The sequence below is a fragment of the Kutzneria sp. CA-103260 genome (assembly GCF_018263855.1).
Lineage (GTDB): Bacteria > Actinomycetota > Actinomycetes > Mycobacteriales > Pseudonocardiaceae > Kutzneria.
On the sequence record NZ_CP073318.1, the window covers coordinates 10378915 to 10399176 of the forward strand.

A 20262-nucleotide genomic window follows, 5' to 3' on the forward strand; every position below is an offset into this window, starting at 1 on the left:
CTCAGACGCTCAGCGCCGGCGCGTTGACCGGCTGGAGCGCGATGCCCAGCACCTCCCGGACATCCGCCACCAGGTGCACCTCCAGCTGCTCCCGGACCGAGGCCGGCACGTCGTCCAGGTCCGGCTCGTTCCGCTTGGGCAGCAACACAGTGGTGATGCCTGCCCGGTGCGCCGCCAGCAGCTTCTGCTTGACGCCGCCGATGGGCAGCACCCGACCGGTCAGCGACACCTCGCCGGTCATCGCCACGTCCGAGCGGACGGGTCGACCGGACAGCAGCGACGCCAGGGCCGTGGTCATCGTGACACCGGCGCTCGGGCCGTCCTTCGGCACCGCGCCGGCCGGCACGTGGACGTGCACGCCGCGGTCCTTCAGGTCGCCGACCGGCAGTTCCAGCTCGGCCCCGTGCGAACGGAGGTAGCTCAGCGCGATGTGCGCCGACTCCTTCATCACGTCGCCCAACTGCCCGGTCAGCGACACCCCGGTCGAACCCGTCTCCGGGTCGGCCAGCGAGGCCTCGACGAACAGCACGTCGCCGCCGACGCCGGTGACCGCGAGACCGGTGGCCACGCCCGGCACCGCCGTGCGCTCGGCCGACTCCGGGGTGTGCCGCGGCCGGCCGAGGAAGTCCGGCAGGTTGTCGGCGCCCACCGTCAGCGGCAGCTTCGAGTCGTCCACGGCCGCCTTGCGCAGCACGCGGGCGATCGACCGCTCCAGGTCGCGGACCCCGGCCTCCCGGGTGTACTCCGCGGCCAGCCGACGCAGCGCGTCGTCCTTGACGGTGACGTCCTCGGTGGTCAGACCGGCCCGCTCCAGCTGGCGGGCCAGCAGGTGGTCACGCGCGATGGTGACCTTCTCGTCCTCGGTGTAGCCGTCCAGCCGGACCAGCTCCATGCGGTCCAGCAGCGGGCCGGGGATGGACTCCAGCACGTTGGCCGTGGCCAGGAACACCACGTCCGACAGGTCCAGCTCGACCTCCAGGTAGTGGTCCCGGAACGTGTGGTTCTGCGCCGGGTCCAGCACCTCCAGCAGGGCCGCCGTCGGGTCGCCGCGGTAGTCGGAGCCGACCTTGTCGACCTCGTCCAGCAGCACGACCGGGTTCATCGAGCCGGCCTCCTTGATGGCCCGCACGATACGGCCGGGCAGCGCGCCGACGTAGGTGCGCCGGTGGCCGCGGATCTCGGCCTCGTCCCGGACGCCACCCAGCGCCACCCGGACGAACTTGCGGCCCATGGCCCGCGCGACCGACTCGCCCAGCGACGTCTTGCCGACACCGGGCGGGCCGACCAGGGCGAGCACGGCGCCGCTGCGCCGGCCGCCGACAACACCGAGGCCCTTGTCCTCACGGCGACGCCGCACCGCCAGGTGCTCGATGATCCGTTCCTTCACGTCGTCCAGGCCCGCGTGGTCGGCGTCCAGCACCGCCCGCGCGCCCTTGATGTCGTAGGCGTCCTCGGTGCGCTCGTTCCACGGGATGTCCAGCACCGTGTCCAGCCAGGTGCGGATCCAGCTGACCTCGGGGGACTGCTCGGAGGTGCGCTCCAGCTTGTCCACCTCGGCCATCGCGGCCTCGTGCACCTTCTCCGGCAGCGTGGCCGCCTCGACCCGGGCCCGGTAGTCCTGCTCCTCGGACGCCGGCTTGCCGTCCAGCTCGGCGAGTTCCTTGCGGATCGCCGCCAGCTGCTGGCGCAGCAGGAACTCCCGCTGCTGCTTCTCCATGCCCTCCTTGACGTCCTTGCGGATCGTCTCGGCCACGTCCAGCTCGGCCATGTGCTCACGGCCCCAGGCCAGCAGCTTCTCCAGCCGCTCGCGGACGTCCACGGTCTCCAGCAGCCAGATCTTCTGCTCGTCGGTGATGTAGGAGGCGTAGCCGGCCAGGTCGGCCAGTGCCGACGGGTCGTCGACGCCCTGGACCGAGTCCACCACCTGCCACGCGCCCCGCTGCTGCAGGATCGAGGTGACCAGGGTGCGGTACTCCTTGGCCAGCTCGCGGGTCGCGTCGTCGACCGGCGGCTCGTCCTGGACCTCGGCCTGCACCCACAGGGCCGCGCCGGGGCCGGTCGTGCCGGTGCCGATCCGCACGCGGTCGGTGCCGCGGACCACGGCCGCGCGCTCACCGCCGGGGAGCCGGCCGATCTGGGTGATCACCCCCAGCGTGCCCACCTTCGCGTACTTGCCCTCCAACCGGGGCACCAGCAGCACCTTCGACCCGGTGTCGCCGGCCTGCGCGGCCTCGACGGCGGCGCGGATCTCCGCGTCGGCGAGCTTGACCGGCACCACCATGCCGGGCAGCACGACCACGTCGTCCAGCGGGAGCACCGGGAGTGCCAGTGTTTCGCTCACGTCTTCCTCCAAGGTTGAGTCGTATTGGCTCAACCAACTGGAGCTTGGATGTGTTCCCGAACTTGCGTTCGCTGATGGCGATCAGCATTTGTCACCGTGCGTGACCGCCAACCGTGCCCGTGCGGGTTGGGCCATCGGGTGCAACGCGCTGCGACACGATGAAATGCCTGCTCGTTCGTGACCCGGGCGAGGTGGACAGTGGGCAACCCCACCCGCACCATTAACACGATCGGGTGAATTCGGGGGAAGGGGTCGCGCCGATGCACCGTCCTCGGTGGATACCGGCCGACGTCGACCTGGACCGCCCGAACCCGGCCCGGATCCTGGACTACTTCCTGGGCGGGGCGCACAACTTCGCGGTGGACCGGCGGGCCGCCAAGCAGGCCGCGCAGGCCATGCCCGAGGTGGCCAACGGCATGCGGGCCAGCCGGTCGTTCCTGCGCCGGGCCGTCACCGCGCTGGTCGAGGCCGGCGTCGACCAGTTCCTCGACCTCGGCTCCGGCATTCCGACCGTGGGCAACGTGCACGAGATCGCCCACCGGCTGGCCCCCGAGGCCCGCGTGGTCTACGTGGACAACGAGCCCATCGCGGTCGCCCACAGCCGGACCATTCTCGGCGCCAACCCGCTGGTCACCTCGGTGCGGGCGGACCTGCGCCACCCCGACTCGGTGCTGGACCTGCCCGAGGTCCGCGAAATGATCGACTTCTCCCGGCCGGTCGGGCTGGTGGCCATCGCCGTGCTGCACTACCTGCCCGACGCCGACGACCCCCAGGGCCTGGTCGAGGCGTACCACGACGCGCTGGCCCCGGGCAGCTACCTGGCCCTGTCCCACGCGACCGTCGACTTCGTGCCGGAGGACCAGCTGGGGGCGGTGAGCCAGGTCGAGGGCATCTACCGGCAGATCAGCGCCCAGCTGCGCCCGCGGCCCTATGGCGAGGTGGCCAAGTTCTTCACCGGCCTGGACCTGCTGCCGCCGGGCGTGGTGCCGGTGCGCCAGTGGCGCTCGGAGTGGAGCGAGGAGCACGAGGGCAAGGTGCACTTATCGTATGGCGGCGTCGGGCGCAAGCCCTGACCGTTGTGAAAGCGCCTTTCCTGACGTTCAACGTGAGGAAGGGAGCATTCCAAGCATCGGTTGGCCGCATAAACTCAACCGACCAGACGGCGGTGGGAGCGAGGAACCCGGTGGGAGTCCGGGGCGGTCGCGCCACTGTGAAAGCCAGACACTCCACCACCGGCCGTGATGTCTCTACCCGGGGCGCGGGACCCCGAGGAGGGTACGGCTGATGACTTCGCGCGTCCTGCTGCTCTCGACGGCAGACACGGACCTCCTGGCGGCCAGGGCCAGCGGCGCCGGCTACACGGTGGGCAACCCGGCCCGGCTGGAGGTCGAGGAGCTGCCGGGGCTGCTCCAGACCGCCGACCTGGTGATCGTGCGGCTGTTGGGCGGCCGGCGGGCCTGGGAGGAGGGCCTGGACGCCGTGCTGGCCAGCGGTCGGCCGGTGGTGTGCCTCGGCGGTGAGGCGACGCCGGACGCGGAGCTGATGGCGGCCTCCACGGTGCCGGCCGGCGTGGCCACGCAAGCGCTTGCCTACCTGGTCGAGGGTGGCCCGGCCAACCTGGGGCAGCTGGCCAGCTTCCTGTCCGACACAGTGCTGCTGACCGGCGAGGGCTTCGAGCCGCCGGTGCGCACCCCGGTCTACGGCGTGCACGGCCAGCGCGGGCACGAGGACGGCAAGCCGACGGTGGGCATCGTCTTCTACCGGGCGCACGCGCTGGCCGGGAACACGGCGTTCGTGGACACGCTGGCCGACGCGGTGGAGGCGGCCGGGGCCAACGTGCTGCCGGTGTTCTGCGGCTCCCTGCGCGGCCTGGCCGGCGACGAGTCGGAGGGCCTGCTGGAGGTGCTGGGTCGCTGCGACGCGGTGGTGGCCACGGTACTGGCGGCCGGCGGGGCGGTGGCGGCGGACGCCAGCGCCGGTGGCGACGAGGATGCCTGGGACGCGGGCGCGTTGGCGCAGCTGGACATCCCGGTTCTGCAGGGGCTCTGTCTCACGTCCTCACGGGCGACGTGGCAGGCCTCGGACGCGGCGCTGACGCCGATGGACGCGGCGATGCAGGTGGCGATCCCGGAGTTCGACGGCCGGCTGATCGGGGTTCCCTTCTCCTTTAAGGAGAACGGCCCGGACGGCATCCCCGTGTACGTGGCCGACGCGGAGCGGGCCGCCCGCGTCGCCGGCACGGCGGTGGGGCTGGCCAAGCTGCGCCATCTGGCCAACCAGGACAAGAAGGTCGCGATCGTGCTGTCGTCCTACCCGACGAAGCACGCCCGGGTGGGCAACGCGGTCGGCCTGGACACGCCGGCCTCGGCGGTGATCCTGTTGCGCCGCATGGCCGAGCAGGGCTACGACCTCGGCGGCCTCGACGTGTCCACTCTGGACGGTGACACGCTCATCCACCGGCTGATCGCGGCCGGCGGGCACGACGTGGACTGGCTGACCGAGGAGCAGATGTCCGGCGCGGCCATCAAGATCCCGGCCGCCACCTACCGGACCTGGTTCGACGCGCAGCCGCAGTCCTTCCGGGACGGCGTCACCGAGCACTGGGGCGCCGCGCCGGGCCAGCTCTACGTCACCGACGACGAGATCTACGTGGCTTCGTTGCGGTTCGGCAACGTGATGCTGATGATCCAGCCGCCGCGTGGCTTCGGCGAGAACCCGGTGGCCATCTACCACGACCCGAACCTGCCGCCCTCGCACCAGTACCTGGCCGCCTACCGCTGGCTGGAGCACGAGTTCGGCGCGCACGCGGTGCTGCACCTGGGCAAGCACGGCACGCTGGAGTGGCTGCCGGGCAAGGGTTTGGGCCTGGCCGACGACTGCGCGCCGGACGCGGTGCTCGGCAGCCTGCCGATGATCTACCCGTTCATCGTGAACGACCCGGGCGAGGGCACGCAGGCCAAGCGCCGCGCGCACGCCACTGTGGTGGACCACATGATCCCGCCGATGGCCCGCGCCGACACCTACGGCGACATGGCCAAGCTGGAGCAGCTGCTCGACGAGTACGCCACCGTGCAGGCGCTGGACCCGACCAAGCTGGCCACCGTGCGCGGCCAGATCTGGGAACTGGTCACCAGCGCCAAGCTGCACCACGACCTGCACCAGGCCGAGGTCCCCGGCGAGGAGGACTTCGACGACTTCGTCATGCACATCGACGGCTACCTCTGCGAGATCAAGGATGTGCAGATCCGGGACGGCCTGCACATCCTCGGCCGGGCGCCGGAGGGTGAGGAGCTGGTCAACGACGTGCTGGCCGTGCTGCGGGCCCGGCAGGTGTTCGGCGGCAAGGTCGGGGCCATCACCGGGCTGCGGGCCGCGCTGGCCGTCCACTTCGGACTGGACGAGGAGGCGCTGCTGGCTGACCCGGGCGTCCGCGTCGAGGCCACCACCGGACTGTCCGAACTGGTCGATGGCCCGGCCCAGACCGGCGCGGACGTGGTGGACCTGTTGGAGGAGCTGGCCCGCCGGCTGGTGACGGCCGTGCACGACAACGGTTGGGCCACCGACGGGATCGTGGAAACCGTGCTGGGGCAACGGGTCGAGAGCGTGGAGAAGGTGCTCGGCTTCGCCCGGGACGAGGTGGCGCCGCGGCTGGCCCGGACCACCGACGAGATCCGCAACGTGCTGCGGGCGCTGGACGGCCGGTTCATCGAGCCCGGCCCGTCCGGCTCGCCGACCCGCGGCCTGGTGTCGGTGCTGCCCACTGGCCGCAACTTCTATTCCGTCGACCCCAAGGCGATTCCGTCCCGCAACGCGTTCGACGTCGGCTCCGCGCTGGCCGATTCGTTGCTGGCCCGGCATCGTGCGGACACCGGGGAGTGGCCGCGCAGCGTCGGCCTGACGGTGTGGGGCACCTCGGCGATGCGGACGCAGGGCGACGACATCGCGGAACTGCTGTGGCTGCTGGGCGCCAGGCCGGTGTGGGACGACGCGTCCCGCCGCGTGACCGGCTTCGAGATCGTGCCGGTGGCCGAGCTGGGCCGGCCGCGGATCGACGTGGTGGTGCGTATCTCCGGCTTCTTCCGGGACGCCTTCCCGCACGTGGTCGCGGTGCTGGACGACGCCATCGCCGCGGTGGCCCGGCTGGATGAGTCCGACGAGGACAACTACGTGGCCGCCCACTTCCGCCGGGACTTGGAAGAACATGGCGACGAGCGCCGCGCCACCACCAGGATCTTCGGCTCCAAGCCGGGCGCGTACGGCGCCGGCCTGCTACCGCTGATCGACTCCCGGAACTGGCGCGACGACGCCGATCTGGCCGAGGTCTACGCCACCTGGGGCGGCTACGCCTACGGCCGGGGCCTGGACGGCGCGCAGGCCCGCGGCGACATGGAGACGGCCTACCGCCGGATCCAGGTGGCGGCCAAGAACGTGGACACCCGCGAGCACGACATCGCCGACTCGGACGACTATTTCCAGTACCACGGCGGCATGGTCGCGATGGTGCGCTCGCTCACCGGCGACAACCCGGCGGCCTACGTCGGCGACTCGGCGGTGCCGCACGCGGTGCGCACCCGCACGCTCGGCGAGGAGACCAAGCGCGTGTTTCGGGCCCGCGTTGTCAACCCCCGTTGGATATCGGCCATGCGTCGACATGGTTACAAGGGGGCCTTCGAGTTGGCGGCCACTGTGGACTACCTGTTCGGATTCGACGCGACTGCCGGTGTCGTCGACGACTGGATGTACGCTCAACTTGCCGAATCGTACGTCTTTGACAAGGAAGTCCAGGACTTCATGCGCAAGTCCAACCCCTGGGCATTGCGCGGCGTGACGGAGCGCCTGCTGGAAGCAGCCGATCGGGGACTGTGGTCGCAACCGGACGAGACCATTCTCGACCAACTGCGCACGGTCTATCTGGAGCTGGAAGGCCAGTTGGAGGAATAATCCTCGCCGTTTGACCCCAGACCGGTGACTTCGCGGGCATTTCGGCCCGGAAGGTCCTTTAATGACAGGAGACGCCGACGCGAGTTCGCCGCCGCCGCACGGTGGCGGTGAACCCGCGGACGCCGGACGCCGTACCAGATAGCGCTCCGGTCGTCCGTCGCTGGGGAAGGGGGTGCGCCGTGCGGGTGGAGTTGATGGTGCTGGCCGCGACCGCCGCGGCCGCCCTGCTGCTGGGCTGGTGGCTGACCTCGCCGCGGTTCATCGGTTTCCTGGCGGCGCGCCGACTTCGCCGGCTCAAGGCGGTGGCCCGCTCGCTGTCGCCGATGCTCAACGAGCAGGTCGATCCGATGGCCAACGTCGTGGTGATCAACCGGGCCGAGCCGACACCGGTTCCGGCGCAGCGCAGCGCCGAGTCGCCGCCGCCGGACACCGTCGACACGCTGACACAGCCCATCGTGAACTGACGCGGGCGATCGTGAACCGACCGCGGCTCATCGTGCACTGACGCGGAAATCAGTTCAGTAGAGCCAGAATTGACTGGCGGATCAACTCAACTCAACTGCATGGCCGAGTTGAGGCAGTCCAGCGCCGAGCTCTGCCGGCTGGCGTCGGCCACGTCGAACGGTCCACTCCAGAACAGACCGAGCTGGTTGCTGTGGTTGCGCGACTTCCACACGGCCAGGGCGTTGCGCACGGCGAAGGCGGTGTAGACGCTGGACGGCTGGACCTCGTTGAGCGCCACCAGGTTGCGCACGAAGATCCCCTTGAACTGGGTCTGGTCCACATCGCAGTGCATCGCCTCGCACGGCTCGCGCAGCACACCGTTCGCATCCGAAAGCTTGGTCATCGCCGCCGTGGCCAGCGAGCCGGCCGCGGCCAGCAGGCTGCGGTCCCCGGTCAGCCGGTACAGGTCGGCCAGCCCGCCCAGCACCACACCCTGGTTGTAGGTCCACGTGGTGCGGCCGTTGTTCTTGCAGTCCTCGGTCAGGCCGTCGTTGACCAGTCCCTGAGCATTGATCATCCCGGTGTGCGCGAACCAGTCCCACTCCAGCAGCGCCCACTGCTTGTAGTTGGCCGCGGCCGGCCCGTCGGTGCGCAGCGCCAGCGCGGCGGCCAGCGACAGGAACAGCTCGTTGGGAATCGCATTCTTGTAATTACGGTCCCGGGACCACCAGATGCCGCCGCCGCAGTGCAGGTCCCAGCCGCCGGCCATGTCGGTGAACAGGGACTCGGCCAGCACCAGGTACTTCCGCTCGCCGGTCTGGTCGTAGGCCTGCACCCAGGTCAGGCCCCACCAGCCCTCGTCGTCGTAGTAGTCGTTGCGGAACCAGTTGCCGATGTTCTGGTTGTAGGTGTTGGCGGCCCGCTCGGGCCCGAGGTTGTTGCCCAGCAAGGCCGACGCCACCAGCTGGGCCCGCAGCGCGTTGGCCGAGTTCCACCAGTTCGTGGTGCGGTACCGCCCGTCGGCGGCGTCGTACCAGTGGTCCAGTGTCGCGGAGGCCTCAGTGATCCACTTGATGGCGGGCGCCGGCGCCACCGGCGCCGCCTGGCCGGCGGCCGGCAGTGCCAGCAGGAACGCGCCGATCAGCGCACCGAGACGAGCGAGCATGGGGACCAGCGTGACAGATCAAGATCGGAAGGCTTCGGCGACTCCGAGGAACAGGTCGTTGCCCTCGGGCTCGCCTATGGAGATCCGCGCGCCCTCGCCGGCGAACGGCCGCACCACCACGCCGGCGGCCTGCGCCCGCGCCGCGAAGTCCATGGTCCGCTCGCCCAGCCGCAGCCACACGAAGTTGCCCTCGGCGGCCGGCACCGGCCAGCCCTGGTCGCGCAGCGCGTCCAGCACCCGGCCGCGCTCCTTGGTGATGTGCTCCACCCGTTCGAACAGCTCGGCCTCGGCGGCCAGCGACGCGATGGCGGCGTCCTGGGCCAGCTGGCTGACCCCGAACGGCACGGCCACCTTGCGCAGCGCCGTGGCCACCGGCTCGTGCGCGACGGCATAGCCGACGCGCAGCCCGGCCAGGCCGTAGGCCTTGGAGAAGGTGCGCAGCAGCACCACGTTCGGCCGGTCCCGGTAGATCTCCAGGCCGTCGGGCACCTCGGGGTCGCGGACGAACTCCCGGTACGCCTCGTCGATCAGCACCAGCACGTCGCCGGGCACCCGGTCCAGGAACGACTCCAGCTCGGCCCGCCGGATCGCGGTGCCGGTGGGGTTGTTGGGGTTGCACAGGATCACCAGCCGGGTCCGGTCGGTGATCGCCGCCGCCATCGCGTCCAGGTCGTGGTGCTCGTCCGGGGTGAGCGGCACCTGCACCGACCGGGCGCCGACCATCTGCGTGACGATCGGGTACGCCTCGAACGACCGCCACGGGTAGACCACCTCGTCGCGGTCGTCGCAGACCACCTGGATGACCTGCTGGATCACGCCGACGCCGCCGGTGCCGGTGGCCACGTGCGACTCGGGCACGCCCAGCCGGGCCGCGATCGCCGGGATGAGCTGCGAGCAGCCCATGTCCGGGTAGCGGTTGAAGCCGCGCAGCGCCCGCTCCATCGCCGCCAGCACGCTGGGCAGCGGCTGGTTGGGGTTCTCGTTCGAGGAGAGCTTGAACGCCGGAGCACCGTCCCCGCCGACCGCCGGCTTGCCCGGCAGGTACGCGGGGATGTCCTCCAGCGCGACGCGCAGCTTGGGTCCCGTGCTCATGGCCATCACTCTACGAGCCGGTCCCCCGGATGCAGACCCGCCAACCAGCTGTCGATTTCGGCCAGGGCCCGCTCCCGCACCGCCGGCGCGGACAGGAACAGGTCGTGCATGCCGCCCTCGATGGCCACCACCGTGACCTGCGGCCCGATCTTGGCCGCCCACCTGGCCATGTGCTCGACGTCCAGCACGGTGTCGGCCCGCATCGCCTCCGGCGTCCAGGCCTTGCCCTTGAGCAGGCTGTGCGAGGACCGCAGCAGCAGCACCGGCACCCGCACGTCCAGCCCCCGGTGCAGCCGGGCGTGGTTGCGCCGGATCGTGCGCAGCCAGCCGGCCCGCACCGGGAAGCCGCTGGTGGGCTTCCAGTCGGTGTTGAACTCCCACTCGCCGTTGTCGTCCCGGTGCAGGCTCAGGCCGTAGGGGCTCTCCAGCCCCTTCTGCACCACGGCGGTCGGGCTGACCTTGCCCAGCAGGTCCACCGCCCGGGTGCCGATGGTGCGCAGGAACCAGTTCTCGGCCAGATCCACCCATGGGCTGTTGAGCACCAGCGCGTCCAGCACGTTGTCGTCACGGCGCTCGTGGGCCCACATGATGGCGATCAGGCCGCCGGTGGAGTGGCCCATCACGGTCAGCCGGCTGTGGCCGTCCTCGTCGTGGATGATGCGGGCCGCCGCGTCGAGCTCCTCGAAGTGGTAGCTCAGGTCGGTGACGAAGTTGGGCAGCTGCCCCGGCTGCAGCGACCGGCCGTAGGCCCGCAGGTCCACGGCGTAGAAGTCGTAGCCAAGGGCGGCGAAGTGCTCGGCGACGTGCTTCTGGAAGAAGTAGTCGGTGAAGCCGTGCACGTAGAGCAGGGCCCCGTTGACCGCCTTCTCGGCCCCGTGCTTCTCAGGGCGGTACCGGACCAGGTGGGCGACGTTGTCGCCTCCTGGTCCGGTACCGGCCGGCAGTGCGCCGAGCGGCAGCGTCAGTACCTCGTAGTCCTCACCGAGCACATCGCGTTCCACGCCGACAGTATCGGCCACGAACTGGTCAGACCGGCCGCACCACGAGTGGCAGCTTGGTCACGGCCACCATGGCGAACGGGTTGCGCTCCTCGACCTTCTCCTCGTCGACCTGGATGTCGGCGTAGCGCTCCAGCATGATCTTCAGCGCCACCCTTGCCTCCAGCCGGGCCAGCGGCGCGCCCAGGCAGAAGTGGATGCCCTTGCCGAACGTCGCGTGGTGGTTCGGGTCGCGGTGCAGGTCGAACTGGTTCGGGTTCGGGAACACCCGCGCGTCCCGGTTGGCCGCGGTCAGGAACGGCAGCACGAACTGCTTCTCCGGGATGGTGACCCCGCCCAGCCGCGTCTCCTGCTTGGTGACGCGTGCCACCCGCGGGAACGGGGTGCGCAGCCGCAGCACCTCCTCGATCGCCGCCGGCAGCAGCGACAGGTCCCGGCGGACCTCGGCGATGGCGTCCTGGTTCTCATGGAACGTGAGGATGCTGTTGCCGAGGGTGGCGGTGGTGGTGATGTGGCCGGCCAGCAGCAGCAGGCCCACGAAGCCGATGATCTCCTCGTCGTCCAGCCGCTTGCCCTCCTCCTCGACCAGGGTGAGCTTGCTGGTCAGGTCGTCGCCCGGGTTGCGGCGGCGGTCCTTGATGAAGTCGCGGAAGTACTCGTTCATCTCGCGCATCACCGGCGTGACCGCGGCCAGCGCCTCGGCGCGGATCTCGTCGAGCGGCTTGTCCTGCGGGACGTCCCGGTCCAGCAGGGTGTCGGCCCAGCGCCGGAACACCGGCTGGTCCGAGGTCGGGATGCCGAGCAGGTTGGCGATGACGATCACCGGCAGCGGGTAGGCCAGCGCGTCGACCAGGTCGAAGTCGTTGCCGGCGGCGTCGAGCAGCTCGACGGTCAGGTCGTGGATCGCCGGCTCCATGCCGGCCACGAACTTGGGCGTGAACGCCTGGCTGACCATGCCCCGCAGCTGCCGGTGCCGCGGGTCGTCCATCGAGATGAAGTTGCCCTTCTGGAACAGGGCCATCTCCTCCTGCAGCGGCACCAACTCGGACATGTCGGAGCCGAACACGTGCGGCTCCGACAGCACCTCGTTGACCTCGGGGTGGCCGAGCACCAGCCAGGTCTGCTGCTTCTCGGAGTAGACGACCTGCCCCTGCTTGCGGTGCCCCTCGATGAAGTCGAGGAAGTCCTGAAGAGTGGGTTTGGCCGTGGTGGTCATGATTCCCCCTAGCTGAACCTCTTGTTGTGGGTCAGTCGCGCGGCGGTGTGCCGTGGACCGTGGCGGCCAGCGCCGCGTGGAAGTCGGCGAACATCGCCGTCACCTTGGGCGCGAGCGCCGCGAGCACCTCGGGATCGGGCGGGCCGGGCGTGTGCAGCGCCTCGCGGATGGTGTGGGCCAGCAGCTCGGCCGTGGCCTGGTCGTCGTGCTCCTCGCCGAGCTGTCCCAGCACCGGCCGGGCCAGGTAGAACCCGGTCTGCACGGCGGTCAGCAGGAAGCGCTGGCCCTCCAGGTCCCGGTCGGTGCGGACCAGCCCGTGCTCGCGCAGCACCTGGAACAGGTCCCCGAACAGGTCGACCTTCACCCGGCGCAGCGGCTGCATGGCCGGATCCACGGCCAGGTCGCCCAGCAGATCCACGTCCCGGACGAACATGGCCCGCAGCAGCGGCCGCTTCATCAGGCCCAGGTAGACCATCTGCGCCTGCTCGGCCGGCAGCATCATCACCGGATCCCGCCGCAGCGCGTCCAGCATGTCGGCGGTCATCGCCACCGACTCCCGCACCAGCACGCTCAGGAACAGCTCGGCGCGGTTGCGGAAGTGCAGGTAGACGGTGCCTTTGCCGATGCCGGCGTGCTTGGCGACGTCCTCGATGGTCACGCGCTTGTAGCCCCAGCGCAGGACCAGCTCGGCGGCGGCGTCCAGGATCCGCTCGCCGCGCTCGTCGTCCCGCCCGGGCATGCCCGACCCCCTTGACTCGTGACCAGATTTCTTATCCGGTCACGAGTCAAGGTAGACCCGGTCACGAGGGGCCGTCAACGCCTTTCGTGTGACACCCCGCCGAGTTGTTTTGCTTGTCCACACACGGATCCAACGGTTCCGTTGCTGGTATGCGAATCTCCAGGTCAAGCCGCTTCGCCGTGGTGGCCGCCGTCTTAGTCGCCCTCGCCGCCGCCGCTCCGGCGGTCGCTTCCCCCCGCATCGTCGGCGGCGAACGGGCGAGCATCGTGGAGTTCCCGTGGGCCGTCTACCTGACGGACGCGACCGGGTTCCAGTTCTGCGGCGGCACCGTGGTCGCGGCCACCAAGGTGCTCACCGCGGCGCACTGCATGACCGACGAGCGCGCGGACAACCTGCGGGTGGTCGTCGGCCGTGAGGACAAGTCCACCACCGCCGGCCGGGCCGTCACGGCCACGTCGGTGTGGACGTCGCCGAACTATCGGGGCGACCCGACCGGCGGGTCGGACTTCGCGGTGATCACGTTGAGCCGCCCGGTGAACGTGCCGCCGCTGCCGCTGGCCAAGGACGCGTCGCTCTACCAGCCCAACGCCATGGCCACGGTCCTCGGCTGGGGCCGGACCAAGGAGTCGGGCCCGGTGTCGCAGTACCTGATGCGGGCGTCGGTGCCGCTGGCCTCGGACGCCGACTGTGCGAAGTCGTACTCGGAGTACCGCGCCACGGCGATGGTGTGCGCGGGCTATCCGCAGGGCGGCGTCGACAGCTGTCAGGGCGACTCCGGCGGACCGTTGGAGATGAACGGCGAGCTGGTGGGCATCACGTCGTTCGGCGAGGGCTGTGCCCGACCCGGCTACTACGGCGTCTACACCAGGGTCGCCGCGTACGAGCCGGCGATCGAAGCCGAGCTGACCGGCTGACCGGAGGCCGTGGCGCCCGTCCCCGCACCGGGGGCGGGCGTCGCGGTCGTTCACGCCCAACACCGGGCGAATCCAGGCCGAACTTGCCGTGAACAGGTCGGCCCGCGCGAGCGCGAAGAGCCATGATCGTCGCTCACCGACGCCCTCGCGCAGGGAGTTCACGACGTGTCCGTGTACGTCTGGTCGGTGGTGATCCCGGCGATCGTCTCGGCCGTCACCGGCATCACCGCCGTGATCAACACCATCCGGGTGCTGTGGCCGAGCCCACACCGGTGGATCAGCTACCGCGTGCACCTGGACAAGCCGATCGACTCCCCGCCGCTGCGCCAGAACCTCCAGCACAACCAGGCCCGGCTGGTGGTCCGGCGGACCCAGGACGGCCGGACCCGCGACGTGCACGAGGCCAGCGTGGTCGTGGTGCGGGTGAGCAACGACAGCGGCCTGACCATCGGACCCGACGACTACGTCCGGCCGGCGGTGCTCACCTTTGGCGAGCGCAAGGTCGTCGGCGTCGAACTCAGCGACGTGGACGAGGGGCTGCGCAACGCGCTGCTGGGCAGCGGCCCGGACAACACGCCGCTGCCCGGCGAGGAAGTGCTCACCTTCGACGCGAGCGAGGCCGGGGACAACTGGCTGAAGTTACCGAGGATGAACTTCAACCAGGGCGTGCGCTTCCGCATGGTGGTGCTGCTGGAAGGGCAGGACCACGGGGTCAAGGGCGCGGCGGAGCTGATCAACGGCAAGAAGGAGGGCCTGCTGCGGGAGACCGCCGGCATCGGCCCGACCAGCGCGACCCGGCTGGCCCTGGTGTCCGGCACGCTGGCCACCGTCTTCCTGCTGATCGTGGTGCTGGCGCTGGTGCTCATCCCGCCCCCGGTCCCGACGCCCGCGGCGGCCTGCGCGAACGGCGCGCTGGTCGTGTCCGGGTCGACCGCGTTCCAGCAGGCCGAGACCGACGTCGCCACCAGCTACCACGCGGCCTGCCCAGGCGCGACGGTGTCGGTGAACCCGACCGGCCATCCCACCGGCAGCCACCAGGGCGTGCTGGACCTGGCGACCAACGGCCGGGACAACGTGAAGGTGCGGACCGGCCAGCTGGCCATGTCCGACGGGGCCGAGTCCGGCAACGAGCAGCTGGTGCCGCACGCCATCGCGGTGATCATCTTCTCGGTGGTGGTGAACAAGGCGGCCGGCGTGCACTCGCTCACCGCCGACCAGCTGCGCCAGATCTACAGCGGGCAGGTGGTCAACTGGTCGGCGGTCGGCGGCGCGAACCTGCCGATCGCCATCGTCAGCCGCGGCACGGACTCCGGCACCCGCAGCACCTTCGACCGCAAGCTGCTGGACAACGCCCCGGAGCCGCCCGCCGACTCGTACAACTGCGTGGACCGCGATCCCGGGCTGCCGGCCTCGCCGGCGACCCGGTGCGAGATGCAGTCCACCGGCGACGTGCTCGGCCAGGTCAACGCCAACCCGGGGGCCATCGGCTACGCCGAGATGTCGGCCACCTCCAGCGCCGAGACCACGAAGTACCAGAACGTGCAGCAGGTGCAACTGAACGGCTACGGGCCGGACCCGCAGTCGGTGAAGAACAACCAGTACCCGTTCTGGACGGTGGAGTACTTCTACAGCTACGGGATCCCGGCCGAAGGCTCGCTGATCTCCACGTTCCTGACCTTCATGACCGGCGACACGGCCAAGACCGCGATGCAGAACTACGGCCACATCCCGTGCGTGGACGGCGCCGGGAACACGATCTCGCTCTGCGGCTAGGCCAGCACCAGCCCGACCGAGATGGTCAGGAACGCGGCGGCCGAGACGGCGTCCAGGGCGGTGGTCACGCCGCGGCGCTTCAGCCGGCGGGACATGCGGCCGGCGGCCAGCACGATGGTCGCCTCCCAGCACGCGGCCAGCACCAGGAACAGCGCGCCGAGCACCCCGAGCTGGAGCACGGCGTCACCCGATCCGATGAATTGCGGCAGGAACGCCAGGGAGAACAGCAGCATCTTCGGGTTCATCAGGTTGGACAGGAAGCCCTGCCGGAACGGATGGGCCACGACGACCGGTTCGTCCGACTCGGCCGGGCGGGGCCTGATCAGCCCGCGCACGATCTGCGCGGCGAGGAAGGCCAGGTAGGCGGCCCCGAGCCAGCGCAGCACCTGGAGCAACGCGGGGTAACCGGCGAGCAGCGCGCCCAGGCCGGAGGCGACCAGGGCGATCTGCACCGCGCTGGCCGTGTGCACGCCGGCCAACGCCCGCAGGCCGGCCCTGGTGCCCGCCCGCAAAGACGTCCTGAGCAGCAGGAACGCGTCCATGCCGGGCGTGATGACCACGACCAGGCTGGCGAGCAGGAAGGCGGGCAGGGTGCTGGTGTCGAACGTCACGGCAAAACTCCGGTCCAAGCGGGGCGTAGCAGAACAAACGCCCGTCGTCAGGCGCGCTGACGGATGATTCTTCGTACTTATGGGATCTTAACGGGAAGATTTACGGCCCTGACACGTTCGGGTGAGTGATCTCGATCGCGCTCCACCCGTCGTTGCTGATCGGCTACGGTCTGTGGCCTCCCCGTCCCCGTAGGAGTGCTCGCCGTGCCAAGTCGATGCTCTTTGGCCCATGTCCGGCGGTCGGCCGCCGTCCTCGCCTCGCTGCTGCTGCTCGCCACCCCCGCCTACGCGGCGACGGCCCCCTCTGGCACAGCGTCGCCGCGGATCGTCGGCGGCGACGACGCCAGCACCACCACGACGCCGTGGGTGGTCGCGATCACCACCGACAGCAGCCAGTTCTTCTGCGGCGGCACGCTGGTCGCCCCGACCAAGGTCGTCACCGCCGCGCACTGCGTGACCCAGGCGCTGGCCACCGGCGGCATGACCACCAAGTCGCCGTCCTCGCTGCGGGTCGTGGCCGGCCGCACCGACCTGCGCACCCGGGACGGCCAGCAGCTGCGGGTCACCTCGGTGTGGGCCGACCCGAGCTTCCGCGACGTCGGCACCGGGCACGACGTCGCCGTGCTGACGCTGACGCGGTCCGTGGCCTACCGGACGCTGCCGCTCGTCGCCGACGGCGACACCTCCGGCTACCAGCCCGGCGTGGTCGCGACGGTGCTCGGGTGGGGCCGGGTCGGCGAGACCGCCCCGCCGTCACCGACGCTGAAGTCGGTGCAGGTGCCGGTGGTGTCCGACCAGACGTGCGCCAGCGAGGAGTCCGACTTCGACGCCGGCAGCATGGTGTGCGCCGGCTACCCGCAGGGCGGCCGCGACGCGTGCGCCGGCGACTCCGGCGGGCCGATGGTCGTCGACGGTCGGCTGGTGGGCGTGGTGTCCTGGGGCGACGGCTGCGCCCGCGCCGGCAAGCCCGGCGTGTACACCCGGCTGGTCAACTACCGCGACGAGGTGTCGGCCCAGCTGGGCGCGTGATACGACGGGGGCATGACGCTGCACGCCACCCTGCACCGCGCCTGGGCCGCCGATCTCACGCCGGCCCAGCTGTACGACCTGCTGCGGCTGCGGACCGACATCTTCGTCGTCGAGCAGAAGTGCCCGTACCCGGAGCTCGACGGCCGTGACCTGGAGCCCGGCACCCGGCACTTCTGGCTCGCCGACGACGAGGGCCGGGTGCTGGCCACGCTCCGCCTGCTGGAGGACAGTGGCGGCGAGTTCCGGATCGGCCGCGTCTGCACCGCCGCCAACGCCCGGGGCAACGGCCTGTCCGGCCGTCTGATGGAGGCCGTGGTGGCCGAGGTCGGCTCCGCGCCGAGCGTGCTGGACGCCCAGGTCGAGGTGAAGGCCTTCTACGCCCGCTACGGCTATGTCGAGCAGGGCGAGGAGTTCGTGGAGGACGGCATCCCGCACATCACCATGCGTCGGTCTGGGTGAGGGTCACTCGGAAGAGTCCGATCGGTCGTGTGATACCTGCGGTGTTTGCCGCTGACTAGCGTCGATCCGTGGATTCGAAACGCCGAGTTCACGGAGGACCCCATGCCACGCAGACTCCTGGCCGTGTCGACGGTGATCGCCGGCGTGGTCTTGTGCACCGTCGCCCCGCCGGCGCAGGCCGCGATCGGCTGTCGCCCCGACTCCGTCTCGAACGCCTACTTCGAGCTGAGCGTGAAGCGAGCCCTGCTCAGCTGTGACGTCGTCGAGGTCGGTATGCGCGGCACCGCCGCGTTGCCGACCGGTGGCGCGGCGTTCTCGGTGTGGGGCCCCGACAACTTCACCGGCATGGTGCGGGTCGGGCCCGGCGAGTACAGCGTCGCCTGGAAGGGTGACCACGCGGCCGGTGCCCGGTGGTGCGCGAGCTTCGTCGGCGACTACGCCGAACTCTGCCTGACGACCTAGTCAGCGCCCCGGTGCCGTCCGGGTGATCACGTCGACCGCGCGGTCCAGGTCGGCGGTGGACAGGTCGGCCCGGGCGGTCAGCCGCAGGCGGGAGATCTGGTCCGGCACCGACGGCGGGCGGAAGCAGCCGACGACCACGCCGGCCGTGCGGCAGTCGTTGGCCCACGTCACGGCGGCCTCCGGGGACGGCGCCTGCACCGACACCACGGCGGCGGTGGGGGTGCTGACCCGCAGGCCGGCGGCGGTCAGCCGGTCGGTGAGCTCCAGGGCGTTCTGCCGGGCCTGCCCGGCCAGCTGCGGCTCTTCCTTCAGCACCCGCAGAGCCGTGAGCGCGGCGGCGGCGCTGCCGGGGGCCAGGCCGGTGTCGAAGATGAAACTGCGGGCACTGTCGATCATGTGCTTGATCACCCGGCGGGGGCCGAGGATGGCCCCGCCCTGGGCGCCCAGGGACTTGGACAGCGTCACCGTCATGACGACGTTGGGCGCACCGGCCAGGCCGGCGTCGTGCACCGCGCCCTTGCCCTCGTCACCGATCACCCCGAAGCCGTGCGCGTCGTCGACCAGCAGCGCCGCGTTGTGCTTGCCGCAGGACTCGGACAGCTCGGACAACGGGGCCAGGTCGCCGTCCACCGAGAACACGGAGTCGGTGACCACCAGCGCCCGCTCGTGCTTGCGGGTGGCCAGCGCCTTGGTCACGGCGGCCACGTCGCAGTGCCCCATCACGGCGACGTCGGCCTTGGACAGCCGGGTCCCGTCGATCAGCGAGGCGTGGATCAGCTTGTCGGCCACGATGGCCGTGCCCGGGCCGGTCAGCGCGGCCACCGCGGCCAGGTTGGCCATGAACCCGGAGGAGAACACCAGGGCCGCCTGCATGCCGCAGAAGGACGCCAGCTCCAGCTCCAGCTCGGTGTGCAGCTCGGTGGACCCGGTCACCAGGCGTGACCCGGTCGACCCCGCGCCCCACTTCAGCGCCGCCGCCGCGGCCGCCCCCGCCACCCGCTTGTCCCGGGACAGCCCCAGGTAGTCGTTGCTGGCCAGGTCCAGGGCGTCCCAACCGGCCGCGCGGGGACGGAGCTGACGCGCCAGTCCGGCCTCCTGCCGGGCCTGAGCCCGGGCGTCGATCCAGTCGAACACTGCGTCAGGGTTGCTGGGCGTCACGCGCAGCAGTCTCGCATCAGGCCTAGGCCCCGACCTCAACCACCACCTCGGAGATCCGCGACACGTCCCGGCCCGGCGGCTCTCCGAACATGCGCCGGTACTCCCGGCTGAACTGCGACGGGCTCTCGTACCCGACGGCGTAGCCCACGGCCGCCACGTCCTCGGGCTCGGCGATCAGCCGCAGCCGGGCCTGCTGCAGGCGCAGCTGCTTCTGGTACTGCAACGGGCTCATCGCCGTCACCGCGCGGAAGTGCCGGTTCAGGGTGGCCACGCTGACCCCCACCTCGTCGGCCAGGTCGGCGATGCGGATGGTCCGGTCGAAGTGGCGGGCGATCCACTGGGTGGCCTTGCCGACCAGCGAGACCCGGCTGTCCTCCATGCCGATGCGGCGGATGGCCGCCCCGTGCGGGCCGTTCATCAGCCGCCAGTGGATCTCCCGCTCCACCCCGGGCCCCAGCACGGCGAAGTCCTGGGGCCGGTCGAACAGCCGCAGCAGCCGGACCACCGCGTCCAGCAGCTCCTCGTCGGCGTCAGCGGTGCCGATGCCGCTGTCCAGACCGTCGTCGCCGGCCCCGCCGCCGGTCTCCAGCAGCAGCTCGGTGATCACCGACTTGCGCAGCGGCAGGCCCATGGCCACGAACGGCCGGGCCGGGCTGGCCTCGGTGATCCGGCCCAGCACCGGCAGGTCGACCGAGGCCACCAGGTACTGCCCGGCCCGGTACTCGTAGACCCGGTCGGCCAGGGTGGTCTGCTTCGCGCCCTGGGCGACCAGGGCCAGCACCGGCCGCATGACACCGCCGGATCCGTTCGCGGTGGAGGTGGTGACGTGCACCGTCATGCCCTCGATCCACACCGGCCGAGTGGTCCTCGCATGTAGCCGGGTGATCCGGTCGGTCAGTTCGCGCAACGTGGTCCGCACA

17 protein-coding genes are annotated in these 20262 nt (G+C 70.9%); 8 read left to right on the forward strand and 9 right to left on the reverse strand.

Annotated elements, in window-relative coordinates; genetic code table 11:
• Position 1 precedes the first annotated feature (1 nt).
• On the reverse strand, positions 2-2341 hold the full coding sequence (gene lon, locus JJ691_RS46665) for an endopeptidase La (protein ID WP_211765796.1): 2340 nt from the start codon (positions 2339-2341) through the stop codon (positions 2-4).
• Between the two features lie 260 nt (positions 2342-2601).
• Between lon and JJ691_RS46670 the strand changes: the two genes are divergently transcribed.
• The 3 genes from JJ691_RS46670 to JJ691_RS46680 all read left to right on the forward strand — a co-directional run bounded on the left by JJ691_RS46670 (position 2602) and on the right by JJ691_RS46680 (position 7746).
• Positions 2602-3414 (forward strand): SAM-dependent methyltransferase, encoded by an 813-nt coding sequence (locus tag JJ691_RS46670; RefSeq protein ID WP_211765797.1) that lies wholly within the window; start codon positions 2602-2604, stop codon positions 3412-3414.
• A 211-nt stretch (positions 3415-3625) separates the two neighbouring features.
• The gene (gene cobN, locus JJ691_RS46675; protein WP_211765798.1) at positions 3626-7282 is read left to right on the forward strand and encodes a cobaltochelatase subunit CobN; all 3657 of its coding nucleotides are present in this window, start codon (positions 3626-3628) and stop codon (positions 7280-7282) included.
• 179 nt (positions 7283-7461) lie between these two features.
• Positions 7462-7746: a hypothetical protein gene (locus JJ691_RS46680; RefSeq protein WP_211765799.1), complete on the forward strand. Its 285-nt coding sequence runs from the start codon at positions 7462-7464 to the stop codon at positions 7744-7746.
• Between the two features lie 86 nt (positions 7747-7832).
• Here JJ691_RS46680 and JJ691_RS46685 read toward each other — a convergent pair whose 3' ends face one another.
• Genes JJ691_RS46685 through JJ691_RS46705 form a run of 5 tightly spaced genes read right to left on the reverse strand, consistent with a single transcriptional unit; the run spans position 7833 to position 12936 of the window.
• Positions 7833-8891 carry a glycoside hydrolase family 76 protein gene (locus JJ691_RS46685; protein ID WP_211765800.1) on the reverse strand — a complete coding sequence of 353 codons (1059 nt, stop codon included), beginning with the start codon at positions 8889-8891 and terminating at the stop codon, positions 7833-7835.
• An 18-nt stretch (positions 8892-8909) separates the two neighbouring features.
• On the reverse strand, positions 8910-9983 hold the full coding sequence (gene hisC, locus JJ691_RS46690) for a histidinol-phosphate transaminase (RefSeq protein ID WP_211765801.1): 1074 nt from the start codon (positions 9981-9983) through the stop codon (positions 8910-8912).
• Positions 9984-9988: 5 nt separating this feature from the next.
• Positions 9989-10984, reverse strand: a complete 996-nt coding sequence (locus JJ691_RS46695; protein ID WP_211765802.1) for an alpha/beta hydrolase — start codon at positions 10982-10984, stop codon at positions 9989-9991.
• Positions 10985-11009: 25 nt separating this feature from the next.
• Positions 11010-12197 (reverse strand): cytochrome P450, encoded by a 1188-nt coding sequence (locus JJ691_RS46700; RefSeq protein ID WP_211765803.1) that lies wholly within the window; start codon positions 12195-12197, stop codon positions 11010-11012.
• Between the two features lie 31 nt (positions 12198-12228).
• Positions 12229-12936 (reverse strand): TetR/AcrR family transcriptional regulator, encoded by a 708-nt coding sequence (locus tag JJ691_RS46705; RefSeq protein WP_211765804.1) that lies wholly within the window; start codon positions 12934-12936, stop codon positions 12229-12231.
• Positions 12937-13085: 149 nt separating this feature from the next.
• Here JJ691_RS46705 and JJ691_RS46710 point away from each other — a divergent pair, with 149 nt between their 5' ends.
• Positions 13086-13850 carry a S1 family peptidase gene (locus tag JJ691_RS46710; protein ID WP_211765805.1) on the forward strand — a complete coding sequence of 255 codons (765 nt, stop codon included), beginning with the start codon at positions 13086-13088 and terminating at the stop codon, positions 13848-13850.
• A 165-nt stretch (positions 13851-14015) separates the two neighbouring features.
• The gene (locus JJ691_RS46715) at positions 14016-15623 is read left to right on the forward strand and encodes a PstS family phosphate ABC transporter substrate-binding protein (RefSeq protein ID WP_211765806.1); all 1608 of its coding nucleotides are present in this window, start codon (positions 14016-14018) and stop codon (positions 15621-15623) included.
• On the opposite strand, the gene JJ691_RS46720 is transcribed toward JJ691_RS46715, so the two are convergent.
• A complete protein-coding gene (locus tag JJ691_RS46720; protein WP_211765807.1) occupies positions 15620-16234 on the reverse strand; it encodes a LysE family translocator in 615 nt (204 codons plus the stop codon). The genes JJ691_RS46715 and JJ691_RS46720 overlap by 4 nt on opposite strands.
• A gap of 204 nt (positions 16235-16438) precedes the next feature.
• Here JJ691_RS46720 and JJ691_RS46725 point away from each other — a divergent pair, with 204 nt between their 5' ends.
• The 3 genes from JJ691_RS46725 to JJ691_RS46735 all read left to right on the forward strand — a co-directional run bounded on the left by JJ691_RS46725 (position 16439) and on the right by JJ691_RS46735 (position 18184).
• Positions 16439-17263: a S1 family peptidase gene (locus JJ691_RS46725; RefSeq protein WP_211765808.1), complete on the forward strand. Its 825-nt coding sequence runs from the start codon at positions 16439-16441 to the stop codon at positions 17261-17263.
• Between the two features lie 12 nt (positions 17264-17275).
• On the forward strand, positions 17276-17722 hold the full coding sequence (locus JJ691_RS46730; RefSeq protein WP_211765809.1) for a GNAT family N-acetyltransferase: 447 nt from the start codon (positions 17276-17278) through the stop codon (positions 17720-17722).
• A gap of 102 nt (positions 17723-17824) precedes the next feature.
• Positions 17825-18184, forward strand: coding sequence for a hypothetical protein (locus tag JJ691_RS46735; protein WP_211765810.1), 360 nt, complete (start codon positions 17825-17827; stop codon positions 18182-18184).
• Here the strand turns inward: JJ691_RS46735 and JJ691_RS46740 are convergent, their stop codons facing one another.
• Positions 18185-19342 (reverse strand): 8-amino-7-oxononanoate synthase, encoded by a 1158-nt coding sequence (locus JJ691_RS46740; RefSeq protein ID WP_249227470.1) that lies wholly within the window; start codon positions 19340-19342, stop codon positions 18185-18187.
• A gap of 22 nt (positions 19343-19364) precedes the next feature.
• Complete coding sequence (locus JJ691_RS46745) at positions 19365-20261, reverse strand: AraC family transcriptional regulator (RefSeq protein WP_249227471.1); 897 nt, start codon at positions 20259-20261, stop codon at positions 19365-19367.
• Between the last annotated feature and the right edge of the window lies 1 nt (position 20262).

What these genes read in the sequence shown, in the direction of transcription:
- JJ691_RS46670 (WP_211765797.1), top strand. Translation starts at nt 2,602, where the DNA reads ATGCACCGTCCTCGGTGGATACCGGCCGACGTCGACCTGGACCGCCCG.
- cobN (WP_211765798.1), top strand. Translation starts at nt 3,626, where the DNA reads ATGACTTCGCGCGTCCTGCTGCTCTCGACGGCAGACACGGACCTCCTG.
- JJ691_RS46685 (WP_211765800.1), bottom strand. Translation starts at nt 8,891, where the DNA reads ATGCTCGCTCGTCTCGGTGCGCTGATCGGCGCGTTCCTGCTGGCACTG.
- hisC (WP_211765801.1), bottom strand. Translation starts at nt 9,983, where the DNA reads ATGAGCACGGGACCCAAGCTGCGCGTCGCGCTGGAGGACATCCCCGCG.
- JJ691_RS46700 (WP_211765803.1), bottom strand. Translation starts at nt 12,197, where the DNA reads ATGACCACCACGGCCAAACCCACTCTTCAGGACTTCCTCGACTTCATC.
- JJ691_RS46705 (WP_211765804.1), bottom strand. Translation starts at nt 12,936, where the DNA reads ATGCCCGGGCGGGACGACGAGCGCGGCGAGCGGATCCTGGACGCCGCC.
- JJ691_RS46710 (WP_211765805.1), top strand. Translation starts at nt 13,086, where the DNA reads ATGCGAATCTCCAGGTCAAGCCGCTTCGCCGTGGTGGCCGCCGTCTTA.
- JJ691_RS46730 (WP_211765809.1), top strand. Translation starts at nt 17,276, where the DNA reads ATGACGCTGCACGCCACCCTGCACCGCGCCTGGGCCGCCGATCTCACG.
- JJ691_RS46735 (WP_211765810.1), top strand. Translation starts at nt 17,825, where the DNA reads ATGCCACGCAGACTCCTGGCCGTGTCGACGGTGATCGCCGGCGTGGTC.